This window comes from uncultured Ruminococcus sp. (genome assembly GCF_946415235.1).
Taxonomy (GTDB): Bacteria; Bacillota; Clostridia; order Oscillospirales; family Ruminococcaceae; genus Ruminococcus.
In genome coordinates this window covers 38,334-50,722 of record NZ_CAMKRR010000013.1, presented here as the reverse complement: position 1 = coordinate 50,722, position 12,389 = coordinate 38,334, and the positions used below count along the sequence as shown (strand labels likewise).

Genomic DNA, 12,389 nt, shown 5'->3' with positions numbered 1-12,389 from the left:
GAGAATTGTTACTAAGGAATTCATATAATAGAGTAGACAAATGCACTATTATATGGTATAAGCAACTGCGTAGAGCACTTCAAGAGCACGTTTATACTCTCCGCCCTCTTCATTCGGGTCACCCTTTCCGCGGACTGCAACGAAATTCATGGACGGAACTGTAATGATCTCAGGCTTGGTCTTCGGCATATAGAACTCTTTGTACTCCTTTTTGTAATCAAAAGCCATTGTTCTCTCCCCCTTCGTAATGTAAAATAAGTATATCATACCAACGATTATGTGTCAATCAGGAGAAAGCAATTGACCTTTTTACTCAATAATGATATAATGTAATCATCAAAACATATGTGAGGAAAAAACATGGACAAGAATAAAAACGCCATAATGTCGCTTCATGAGATAGCCGAGTCGGATATGTCCGAAACAGAGTTTTTGCAGGCTGTTGAGAACAACATGATACCCCTTAAGGAGTTTTTCACATACTACAAATGCGCCATTATGGAGATAGAGACCAAATTCCGCGTGCTCAACGAGCAGTTTTCCATAAACGGCGAAAGCAATCCCATTGAATTCATACAGTCAAGGATAAAGAGCTACGGAAGCATCTTCCGCAAGATGATAGCAAAGAATATACCTCGTACCATTGAGGATATCGAGAAAAATGTCTCGGATATAGCAGGTATAAGGGTAGTCTGCTCCTTTGTGCAGGATATCTACCGCCTTGCTGACTGCTTTCTGCGTCAGGACGATATATTTCTCATTGAGAAAAAGGACTACATAAAAAATCCCAAGCCAAATGGCTACAGAAGCCTGCACCTTATTGTTGAAGTGCCTATCTTCCTCGAAAACGAAAAGCGTCTCGTAAAGGCAGAGGTGCAGCTCCGCACTATAGCTATGGACTTCTGGGCAAGTCTCGAGCATAAACTCCGCTACAAGAAGGACCTGCCGCAGAACAAGCTGGATATGCTCACCGACGACCTGAAAAAGTGTGCCGACCAGAGCGCCGAATGGGACATACGTATGCAGGATATCAAAAACATAATCGAGAACGATCAGGCGTGAGCCGCCGATATGCTGAGTTACAAGGAGGTCTGTTATGAGCAGAAGCTATAAGCACAGGAAAAGTCCTGTTGTACACATAAAAGATCCGAACAAGAAATTCTTCAAAAGGAAAGCCTCTGCGGCAGTTCGCAGGGCTGCTGACGTTCCGAACGGAAAGCAGTACCGTAAATTCTTCTGTTCATGGGATATAAGCGATTATTCATGGACCGAAACGAAATACACACGGGAAGAATTCCGCCGCAAATGGTTCGATACCTCCCATTACAATGCCGACAAATACGGAAAAGACAGGTTCAATTACTACAGAAAAAGATTCCGTAACTGGAGAGAAGCATACCGTGACTATATCAGGGATCACAAAACAAAGTAGCTCCTCCGCGACTAAAAAAATGATTTACATTCCCCCTTTTCATGACATGAAAAGGGGGATTTTTGGTAAAATTACGCATTGAAATATTATTATGATGTTTATTTTCTCATTTTCTTACCGAAAACAGTTGCAAAAAATTCACAATTATGGTATATTAAACATAATGGCAGACGCCGCATACAATAATAATGTAGATTATCAACAACATTTATTAACTAACGCTCTGTCATGCACATTAAATTATTGAATGAACGGAACTCGGTTCCGTAGGGGAAATTAAAATCCAAAGGAGGAATTACTTATGAAACGTATCGTTTCAGCAGCTGTTGCCTTAATGACAGCAGCAATGTCCGCAGGAACACTGTTTCCTGCATCTGTAAGTGCAGCAAATGTTTCATTTACAGGCAATGAGTGGACAGGAAGAAACGGCGCAGAGGACGTTTTCGCAGTTAACCGCGAAGCAGCTTCCTGCAATCCTGTACCATATCAGAGCACCGATGCAGCAGTAAACGCTGTATGGGACTACAATGCGCGTGAACAGTCGGATTACCTGCAAATGCTGACAGGCAAGGATCAGGACTGGGATCTTGTGGTCGTTCAGAACTCGGAACAGGCTCAGACCCATATCAATGCAGGCTGCCTAAAGACAGACTATCAGCCATCGGCAGATCACGGCTGGAAAACGGTACAGCTCCCGAAAAGCTGGACCTGTCTCGGATTTGACTATTCTATCTATACAAATATAGGCGAGCCATGGCAGGCAAAGTACGACAGTAACGTACCTGCGCCGCAGGCTCCCAAAAATTACAATCCTGTGGGACTTTACAGGAAAAAGTTCACTGTTGACAGCAGTATGCGGCAGTCGGGCAGACGTATCTGTATTGAATTTGACGGCGTGGAGTCGGCTTACTACGTTTATATCAACGGACAGGCAGTCGGCTACAGCGAAGACACCTTCAGCCCTCACCGCTTCGACGTTACCGATTATCTTACCGACGGTGAGAACACCCTTGCCGTAGAGGTACACAAGTTCTGCGACGGAACATGGTTCGAGGATCAGGATATGATATACGACGGCGGTATCTTCCGCGATGTTTTCCTTGTAAGCTCTCCCGATGTGCAGATAAGTGACTATAAAGTCCTCACCGACCTGGATGATACATATACAAACGCAAATCTTGAGATATCAATGGATATCCGCAATACCTCGGGCAATGCAAAAAACGGCTGGAGCGTTTCTGCGGAAGCCTATGACGAGAAAGGCAATAACATACTCAGCGGTGCTTCCGTGAAGCTGGACGAGCTTGCTTCGGGCAGGGACGGCAGCGCTGTACTGAAAACGAGCGTTAAGTCGCCAAAGCTTTGGTCGGCGGAAACTCCCAATATCTACGCCCTCGTACTGAAACTAACAGACGACAAGGGCAATGTGCAGGAGATACTCTCCACGCAGCTCGGCTTCCGCGAGATTGGCTTCACAAAGGCAGAGGTTGACTGGTCGTATAACGTGACCACAAAGAACTGGCAGCCCATAACCATAAACGGCAAAAGACTGCTTCTTAAAGGCGTTAACCGCCATGATACAGACCCCTTCAACGGCAAAGCCATCCCTCAGGAGACAATGCGCGAGGATGTTGCTCTCATGAAAAAGAACAACATCAACGCTATAAGAACTTCCCACTACAGCAACGATTCTTACCTCTACTGGCTCGCAAACAAGTACGGTATGTACGTTATGGGCGAAACGAATATGGAGTGCCACGCACTTCAGGACGGAACGAACAATAATACCAAGGCTCTGTTTTACGAGCTTGCTATGGACAGAACGGAAACAGCCTACAAGCGCCTGAAAAACAATCCTTCCATTGTCGCATGGTCTATCGGAAACGAAATGGGCTACACGGGCAATGCAGGCGACGCAGGCGGAATGTTCCGCGATATGATATGGTACTTCAAGGACAATGACAGCTCACGTCCTGTTCACAGTGAAGGTCAGGGCTTCGGCATGGGCGTTGATATGGGAAGCAATATGTACCCGGGCTCGGACGTTATCGGCAATAACGCAGGCAAGGGAAAAATGCCATACGTAATGTGCGAATACGACCACGCTATGGGCAACTCCGTAGGCGCTCTCAAGGAGTACTGGGACGTTATCAGAAGTGCGAACAATATGCTGGGCGGCTTCATCTGGGACTGGGTAGACCAGTCAAGAGCTGTGAAGCTTCCCAACGGCGGCTGGGACTACTATTCCGAGCCCTACGCCAAGACCAATCTCTACTCGGAAGAGGCAAAGGGCAGGTACTACGGCTACGGCGGCGACTGGGGCGACTGGCCCAACGACAACAGCTTCTGTGAAAACGGACTTATCAGCCCTGACAGAACTCCTCAGCCGGAGCTTGCAGAGGTAAAGTATCAGTATCAGAGCTTCTGGTTCTCAGCCGACGCTTCTCAGCTGGACAAACAGGAGGTATCTGTATACAACGAGAACAACTTCCTGAACTTAAGCGATTTCGACGTAACATGGACTCTCCTCAAAAACGGTATCGCAGTAAAGAGCGGAACTGTTGAGGATGCGGATGTTGCTCCGCTGACAAGGGGCACGGTCAAAGTACCCTTTGAGATACCGAGCAAATCGCTTTCGGGAGATGAATATTATCTCGATATGTCTGTCAAGGTGCGGAACGGCTCTGATATGCTGCCCGCAGGCACAGAGATATCATACGGACAGATAGCTCTCGCTTCAAACGGTACTGCTGCAAAGTTCGACAGAGGCAGCGACCCTGTAACTGTTGTTGAAACTCCCGATTCATTCGTTCCCACAGGAACGGGCTTCAATTTGCTTATCGAAAAGTCAACAGGTCTCATGAAGTCCTATTCATACAGGGGCGAAACTCTTGTTGCGGAAGGTCCTGCACCCAATTTCTGGCGCGGCAATGTTGAGAACGACACAGGCTGGGCAGCAAGAGGCGAATTCGATGACAAGTGGCGCGGCGCAATGAACGGCGCCAAGTGCACAGGCATAGACGTCAAGGAGCTTGACGGCGGCGAGAAAATGCTGATATCACACCTGTCACTTCCAAGTGCAGGCGGCACTACTGTAGATATAGCGTATACCGTTCACTGTGACGGCAGCCTTGACATCGAGTTCAATGTAAACGCAGTCGGCAAGGGCCTCGGAAACTTTATCCGCGTGGGCTCCATAATGAAGCTCCCCGAGGGCGCCGAGAAGCTCAGCTGGTACGGAAACGGCCCCGTGGAGACCTTCAACGACCGCAAGACCAACGGCAGACAGGGCGTATGGGAGAGCACGGTTTCTGATATGTTCTACCCGTACATGAAAGCTGACGATACAGGCAACCTCACAGACGTCAAGTGGATTGCGGTACAGAACGAAAACAGGAACATGAGCCTTATGATAGCATCAGAGGGCACTGTGGAAGCAAGCGCTCTCCACTTCACTCCCGAGGACCTTCAGAACGCAGACCACCCCTACAAGCTTAATCCGAGAAGCGAGACCATACTCAGCGTTGACTACGGCTCAATGGGTACGGGAAGCGCTACCTGCGGTCAGGCAACTCTTGAAAAATACCGTCTTTCATCGGGCAGACCCTATACATGGAAATACACATTAGTACCTGTTGCTTCGACAGCCACAGGTCAGGATATGACAACTCTCTACGCAAAAATGCGCTCCGACGGAGCAGTTGTACAGGACAAGAGCAGCAACGCTCTTACAGTACCCGTATCTGGCGGCGCAAGGCTCGGACACGACGACAGCGGAAACTACATCTCGGGCGCTGTGAGCATACCTCACAACAGCAGGCTCGATTCCGCACTTGAGGGCAATAACTCATTTACCGTTGAAGTAAATGTAGTTCCCACAGGCGTACAGCAGTTCAATATGTTCGCCGGCAAGGGCGATAATGCATTCGGCTTCCGAACAACGGCTTCATCTCTTGACTTCTTCGTTTACGCAGGCGGCGAATGGCGCAGTCTTTACTATGAAATGGACGTGAGCGCAGATTCAGGCTGGATAGGAAAAAAACATCAGGTTGCCGGTATATACGACGCCGAGAACAATATGCTCCGCGTATACGCAGACGGAAAAATGCTTGCAGAAAAGGCTGTGGGCACTACTGCGGGAGTTGCTCATTCGGGCTACAACCTTACACTTGGCGCCTGCCCCGACACAGGAAGAAATTCTCAGGCAAACTTCTACGAAATGAGAGTATACAGCAAGGCGCTCACAGCAGCCGAGCTTTCATCGCAGAATACCGCTTCACCCGCATATGCTCCCGACAGCGAATACGTACAGCTTTGGCTGGATTTCGACAACCTTGCGGACGCTCCCGATGACGTAACAGTTCCCGATGATAAGACAGTATACGGCGATGCAAACTGCGACGGCGGCGTGGATATGTCCGATGCAGTGCTTATCATGCAGAGCCTTGCAAACCCGAACAAGTACGGACTTAACGGCACCGACAGCCGCCATATCACCGAGCAGGGACAGCTAAACGGCGATGTTGATACATCAGTAAAGGGCATCACTTCCAACGATGCTCTCCGTATACAGAAGTACCTCCTCGGCATAGTCAAAACTCTTGAACCTAAATCATAATCAAACACAAAGAGCCATGACGACTTGTCATGGCTCTGTTTTTCGGGCAAATAACAGGCGACGATTTTACAATAAATAAAGTCTTTACACCATTTCAGTGTTATGGTACAATATTTCTGAGGTGATATTATGAAGATTGACTACATACACGAGCCCACGGACTTGCAGTGCGGACAGGCAGTGCTGGCTATGGTGCTGGGAAAAACTCCCGAATATATATGCTCGCTCCTCGGCAATGACAGAGAGACCGACCTGAAAGAAATGAAACAGACCTTCCGCGCTCACGGAGTATGGATATCCGACGAGAGGAAACAGGCGGAAAGCAAGGAGGACCTGCCGCCTCTTGCTCTGCTGAGCCTTGAAACTCCACGCTGCTGGCACTGGTCGCTGTACTGCGAGGGCACCTTCTACGACCCGGAGCACGGCGTTATGGAGGATTTTCCGCAGTCTGCAAGGAAGTATTTCTGGGAGCTCAGACCACAGAAGCAGAAATAAGCTGTCCGCGCATATCTGCTCCCGAAAGTTATTTTTCAACGAAAAAGCTGCTGTGATCCCCATAATTTTTTATTTATCCCATGTAATAATATCAATTGACATGTATCGTCAAAAGTGGTATAATTTTTGTATGTATATATTTGGGAGGCAACAACAGTGAAAACAAAAAGATACGCATACTTCGTTATGGCAGCCGCTATCCTTGCCGCAATGACAGGATGCTCTGAAACAGAGAACGTGCTCGGCTCACAGCCCGATCCCCTTGCAGTGAAAACTTCACCCGAAAGCGTGGCTTTCGACTGGCAGGAGGTATATCAGAACAAGCTTGAGCAGTTCAAGGTCTCGGCTGACCTTACAGATACATCAATGTTTGATCTCTGCGACATCACAGGCGACGGTGTCCCCGAGCTTATAATCTCTCCATCAGATGATGCCTCTGCATCCTGCGATGTCTATTCCCTTATCGGGACGGATATCGCAAAGATCGCATCCTGCGGCTCATTCGGACAGTTCAGCTTTGTACCCTCACTTCTCGTTATCGGCTACGAATATGAGGGCGAGGAATTCACTATCGGTGAATATCAGAAATATAACGAGGGATTTTATGATATCGACTTCAGCTACTACAACAATATGAACAGCGCTTCTTCGGGAGCTGTTATACGCTACGAGCTCAACGGCGACAATGTTTCCCTCGCAGAATACGAGGAAAAAGTAAACGGCTACAAGCAGGAGGACAGCTTCACTGTCGGAAGAAAATACTCCTTCGGCGACGAAGCCATGGATTATGCGATACATTGCGGCGAGAGCTGGAAGGAAGTACTCACGGACGCTCAGAAGAAGAAGTACAAGGAAAAGCTCGATGAAGTCCTCAAAAATGCTTCAAGCGCTGACTCCGCATTTGAGCTTGCAGACCTTGACGGAAACGAGCTCCCCGAGATAGTCGTATCCTCGGGCTCTCTTGACGAAATGCCTGTGAACGTGTATTATCTTGATAATGACGGCATTAAGGAGATCGAAGCCTCAGGCGCTGAAAACGGCTGCCTGCGCTTTGATATAAAGGCAAATGTCTTTTATTCCACCGATCAGTCGGGAAAGTTCATATGCAACACCCTTTCGGGCGAGAGCGTAAGCGGCTTCAAGCCGTCAGAAAGCATCATGTTATGCGGCAGAAAATATCCTCTCACTTCCGACAATATCAAGCTCGTATTTGACTGATGAGGTAAAAAATGGCTAAATCGAAATACATATACACCTGTAATCAGTGCGGTTACGAAAGCTCCAAATGGAACGGCAAATGCCCGTCATGCGGTGCATGGAACAGCTTTGAGGAGGATATCGCGGACTCTGCTCCCGCAGGCTCGCGCTCTGCATTATCCTCGGGAGCTGCTCCCGACCTTTCCGACAATATCCTTGAGCTTCAGGATATCGGAGCTGACAGCGACGTCCGCTACGATACGGGTATCGGAGAGCTTAACAGAGTCCTCGGCGGAGGCCTTGTGAAGGGCTCTCTTGTTCTTCTCGGCGGCGAACCGGGTATAGGAAAAAGTACGATACTTCTGCAAATATGCCAGTTTCTCGGAGAAGACCACTCTGTTCTCTACGTTTCGGGAGAAGAGTCCGCAAGACAGATAAAGCTCCGTGCGAACCGTCTCGGTGTCGATACGGAAAACCTGTATATACTCACAGCGACAGACGCGGAAGTGATCGCTCAGACGATAGCTTCAAGCGCTCCCGATATAGCTATAATCGACTCGATACAGACCATGAGCATAGGGCGCATAGCTTCAAGTCCCGGAAGCATCACACAGGTAAGGGAATGCACCAATCTCTTCATGCACACGGCTAAAAATCAGGAGATACCCATAATAATAGTCGGTCATGTGAACAAGGACGGAGCTATAGCAGGTCCGAAGGTCATGGAGCATATAGTTGACGCCGTGCTCTATTTCGAGGGTGAACGTCATCAGAGCTACCGTATACTTAGAGCTGTCAAGAACCGTTTCGGCTCTACAAACGAGATCGGAGTATTTGAGATGATCGACAAGGGACTCCGCGAGGTTGCAAATCCGTCGCAGATGCTCCTTGCAGGCAGACCTCACAACGTATCGGGCACCTGCGTTTCCTGTGTAATGGAGGGAAGCCGTCCCATACTTGCGGAGGTACAGGCGCTTGCGGCGAAAACCAGCTATTCTGCGCCGAGGCGTATGGTCACGGGCTTTGATTTCAACAGACTGAATATCATAATCGCAGTCCTTGAAAAAAGGCTGGGGATATTCATGGGAAGCCTTGACGTATACCTTAATATCGTAGGCGGATTTCGTCTTGACGAGCCCGCAGGCGATCTTCCCGTCGCTATGGCGCTTTACTCGGGAATAATGGACAAGCAGATAGACGAGGAGCTCGTAGCCTTCGGAGAGATAGGTCTCGGCGGCGAGATACGCTCAGTATCGCATATAGTACAGCGTATACACGAAGCCGAAAGAATGGGCTTCAGGACCTGCGTTGTGCCGAAGCAGTCCATGTCCTCCATAGACCCAAAGGATCATGACATTGAGATCATTCCCGCAAGCACTCTTAAACAGGCTTTTGCGGCAATAAAATAGTTTTCGGCTATCGGGAGCTTTTGCTCCCGATTTTTTATTCGCTTTTTCTCTGTTACTGTTGATTTAATGATTATTTTATGATATAATCTTTATGTAGAACCTTTACAGGGGGAATCAACATTGAAACACAGAAAATATACTGCGGCTCTGCTTTCTCTCAGCCTGCTTCTTACAGGCTGCGGCGGCATCTCTCCCGCCGAAAACAGCAGTACGGAAACGATCGGTACTGAAACCACCGAAACAGAGCCTTTACATACAGACATGACCACTTCTTATACACAGGCAGAGACAAAAACTACATCTGCCGTAAAAACCGAAACTACTTCATCAGCTGCGTCAAAGACAGAAGCTGTATCCACTGAAGCTCCGCATACACAGCCCAAAAGTGAAGCTCAGCATGAGCAGAAGCATACCGAAGCGGTAACTTCTCATCAGACTGAGCAGAATAACGACAGCTATGAGCATGAACATACTCAGAACAGCGAAATAACATCTACCACTACCTCAGAGACTACTACAACTGCAATGACAGCTACGACCTCAGTAACAACACTTGCGGAGACCACGACTACTGCCAGAAGTACTCCTCTGCCCAAGACAGTTCTTGACGGCATGACACTGGAGCAGAAGGTAGGACAGATGTTCATGGTAACTCCCGAAGCTCTTACGGGAATATCTACCATGACGCAGGTAGGCGACGGAACACGAAAAGCTATCAGAGAAGTTCCTGTGGGCGGTATCATTTACTTTGCCAAGAATATGACCTCGCAGGAGCAGATGAAAAAAATGATAAGCACCACACAGGAATACGCTGCGGAAGCCTGCGGCATAGGACTTTTCACTGCCGTTGACGAGGAGGGCGGAGAAGTCGCCCGCTGCGCTCAGAAACTCGGCACCGCTAAATTCGACAGCATGGCACACTACGGCAAGGACAATGACAGCGGAACTGCTTACAATATAGGCAGCTCCATCGGCAAAGACCTGAAAGCACTCGGCTTCAATGTGGACTTTGCACCCGTTGCGGATGTAAATATATGCAGCTCCAACGAGCTTGGGAACCGTATATTCAGTGATGACCCGAATGTAGTCGCAAATATGTCCTCTTACGTAGTCAGGGGACTCAGGGACGAGGGAGTATGCGCCACACTTAAACATTTCCCGGGACTTGGCGCTGAAAAAGGCAATACCCATACAAATTCCACAGTAGTCATAGAACGCACTCTTGACGAGCTTCGTCAAACGGAGTTTATCCCGTTCTCGGAGGGAATAAATGCGGGTGCGGATTTCGTCCTTGTAGGTCATCAGACAGTAACGGGCTTCGGTGATGAACTCCCCTGCGACCTTTCATACAAAGCAGTCACGGAAATGCTCCGCGGAGAGCTTGGCTTCGAGGGCATAGCCATAACCGACTCACAGCAGATGAACACCATATCCAAGGTCTATACCTCGGGCGAAGCTGCAAAGCTCTCCATAAAAGCGGGCATAGATATAATACTGATGCCCGTTGACTACAGGGAAGCAGTCAATGCGGTATGTGAAGCTGTACGCAGCGGAGAGATATCCGAAAAACGCATAGACGAAAGCGTTATGCGTATACTGAGGAAAAAATATGCTCTCGGACTGCTTAAAAAGTAAGGAAATATGTTTTCGGTTTTCAGAAAAATAATAAACGCCGTACTCTTCAAAAAGTACGGCTTTTATTGTTACATCATCAGTTTACTATAATTCCCTGCATTTTACTATCATTTTTCACAGCAAAAAGTTATAATAATACCATAAGGATGAATTTTCACACTTAAAGGAGAAAAAACATGAAAACAATGAAAGCTTTATCAATGCTCGCTGCTCTTTCGATGCTCGCCTGCACTGCGGGCTGCAGCGGCAATACAGAGGCCAAGAACGACAAGCCCGCCGAAGCCAAGACTGAAGCAGCCACAGAAGCTGTTGACGTACCCGAGCTCGACGGCTACTCACTGCTCTGGAACGACGAGTTCAGCGACAGTGCTCTCGATGAGACAAAATGGAACTACGAGCCCCACGAGCCGGGCTGGACAAACGAGGAATTACAGGAATATACTACCTCAACGGATAACGTGTTCCTCCGCGGCGGAAAGCTGGTCATAAAGGCTATAAAGTCAGAGAAGAACGGCAAGGACTACTATACCTCGGGCAAGGTAACAGGTCAGAACAAGACCGATTTTACCTACGGCAAGGTAGTAGTAAGCGCTAAAGTTCCCGAGGGTCAGGGACTCTGGCCTGCAATATGGATGATGCCCAAGGACGAGAGCTTCTACGGTCAGTGGCCTAAGTGCGGCGAGATCGACATTATGGAGGTCCTCGGAAACGATGTCAGCACAGCTTACGGAACTCTCCACTACGGCGAGCCTCACGGTGAGCAGCAGGGCACGTGGGGACTGACAGGGCAGACCTATGCCGACAGCTTCCACGAGTACTCAGTGGAGTGGGAGCCCGGCGAGATACGCTGGTATATCGACGGCAACCTCTACAATACAGCCAACGACTGGTTCACAGCCGTTCAGGGCGAGGACGAGAAGCCCTATCCCGCTCCCTTCGACCAGCCCTTCTTCGTTCAGATGAACCTTGCAGTCGGCGGTACATGGCCCGGTGATCCTGATGCTACCACAGATTTCGACAAGGCAGAATTTGAGATAGACTACGTAAGAGTTTATCAGAAGCCCGAATATGATACCAATGTCAAGAAGCCCGAAAAGGAATTCCGTCAGGCACTTGAGGATGGCAACTTCATATTCAACGGTGATTTCTCTGAGGCTGAGGACCTTACAGACGACGTCAACTGGAAATTCCTGCTGTTCAACGGCGGCGAGGGCGCAGCCGAGATCAGAGACAATATGATAGTCATAACCTCGGAAAAAGAAGGCACGGAGGACTATTCAGTACAGCTCGTACAGCCCGATCTTCCTATGATAAAGGGAAAGAAGTACCGTGTGACCTTTGATGCGTATGCAGATGAGGAAAGAGATATCATCGTATGCGTTTCAGCTCCTTCCGCAGGCTGGATACGCTATCTTAAGGATACAACTCTCAAGGTAACTCCCGAAAAGCAGACATTCACCTATGACTTCGAGATGAAGGAAAAGGACGACAATAACGGCCGCCTTGAATTCAATCTCGGTCACAGAGGCTCAACTGCAACAGTATACATCTCTGATGTAAGAGTGGAAGAGATAGAATAATCCGCGTTGCAGCCATAAAACAG

General features: G+C 48.6%; 8 protein-coding genes and 1 pseudogene. 8 read left to right on the top strand and 1 reads right to left on the bottom strand.

Going from position 1 to position 12,389, the window contains the following annotated elements; genetic code table 11:
* Window positions 1-51 precede the first annotated feature (51 nt).
* Window positions 52-228, bottom strand: a pseudogene (locus Q0R37_RS05045) (transcriptional regulator); the annotation flags it as partial.
* Window positions 229-360: 132 nt separating this feature from the next.
* On the opposite strand from Q0R37_RS05045, the gene Q0R37_RS05040 reads away from it, so the two are divergent.
* The 8 genes from Q0R37_RS05040 to Q0R37_RS05005 all read left to right on the top strand — a co-directional run bounded on the left by Q0R37_RS05040 (window position 361) and on the right by Q0R37_RS05005 (window position 12,366).
* On the top strand, window positions 361-1,062 hold the full coding sequence (locus tag Q0R37_RS05040; protein WP_294752102.1) for a GTP pyrophosphokinase family protein: 702 nt from the start codon (window positions 361-363) through the stop codon (window positions 1,060-1,062).
* 34 nt (window positions 1,063-1,096) lie between these two features.
* Window positions 1,097-1,432, top strand: a complete 336-nt coding sequence (locus tag Q0R37_RS05035) for a hypothetical protein (protein ID WP_294752099.1) — start codon at window positions 1,097-1,099, stop codon at window positions 1,430-1,432.
* A 301-nt stretch (window positions 1,433-1,733) separates the two neighbouring features.
* Window positions 1,734-6,050, top strand: coding sequence for a glycoside hydrolase family 2 TIM barrel-domain containing protein (locus tag Q0R37_RS05030; protein WP_294752096.1), 4,317 nt, complete (start codon window positions 1,734-1,736; stop codon window positions 6,048-6,050).
* Window positions 6,051-6,179: 129 nt separating this feature from the next.
* A complete protein-coding gene (locus tag Q0R37_RS05025; RefSeq protein ID WP_294752093.1) occupies window positions 6,180-6,545 on the top strand; it encodes a hypothetical protein in 366 nt (121 codons plus the stop codon).
* Between the two features lie 156 nt (window positions 6,546-6,701).
* Window positions 6,702-7,763: a hypothetical protein gene (locus Q0R37_RS05020; protein WP_294752090.1), complete on the top strand. Its 1,062-nt coding sequence runs from the start codon at window positions 6,702-6,704 to the stop codon at window positions 7,761-7,763.
* 11 nt (window positions 7,764-7,774) lie between these two features.
* A complete protein-coding gene (gene radA / locus Q0R37_RS05015; RefSeq protein WP_294752088.1) occupies window positions 7,775-9,151 on the top strand; it encodes a DNA repair protein RadA in 1,377 nt (458 codons plus the stop codon).
* 120 nt (window positions 9,152-9,271) lie between these two features.
* Window positions 9,272-10,786 carry a glycoside hydrolase family 3 protein gene (locus tag Q0R37_RS05010; protein WP_294752085.1) on the top strand — a complete coding sequence of 505 codons (1,515 nt, stop codon included), beginning with the start codon at window positions 9,272-9,274 and terminating at the stop codon, window positions 10,784-10,786.
* Between the two features lie 176 nt (window positions 10,787-10,962).
* On the top strand, window positions 10,963-12,366 hold the full coding sequence (locus Q0R37_RS05005) for a family 16 glycosylhydrolase (protein WP_294752083.1): 1,404 nt from the start codon (window positions 10,963-10,965) through the stop codon (window positions 12,364-12,366).
* The last annotated feature ends 23 nt before the right edge of the window (window positions 12,367-12,389 follow it).